The 390-nt window shown below is 72.8% G+C and carries 1 protein-coding gene; it reads right to left on the minus strand.

Annotation, left to right across the window (positions count from 1 at the left end; genetic code table 11):
• On the minus strand, positions 1-387 hold a 387-nt coding region (locus AC1DBD_RS17895), incomplete at its 3' end, for an Ig-like domain-containing protein (protein ID WP_476982735.1).
• Between the last annotated feature and the right edge of the window lie 3 nt (positions 388-390).

Consider the following 390-nt stretch of genomic DNA (forward strand, 5'->3'; position numbering starts at 1 on the left):
GGCGGGGCTCTTGGCCGCGCTGGCGGCCACGGTGGCACTGCCGGCGTTGGCCGGCGTCACCGAGACGATGGTCACGCCCGTGAACGGGCCACCCGTGGCGCCCTCGGTCACGTCCACGCTGACCGGCCGGTTGGCGAGGGTCGAGAGCTGCCGCTGGGCCACCGCGATCGGCACCGCGTTCACGTTGACGGTGACCGTCACCGGCGCCGAGGCCCCGGCGCTATTGTTCAGCGCGTAGGCGAACGTCACCGCGCCCGAGGTGGTCGGCGTGGGGGTGTAGACGATGTCCAGCCCATTGACGACCACGCTGCCACTGGCCGGCGGCGTGGTGATCGTCACGCCCGAGAACGGCGCGCCCGTGGCGTTGGCGGCGGCATGGATCGTCACTGG

It is taken from the genome of Arthrobacter sp. 10T419 (genome assembly GCF_056394105.1).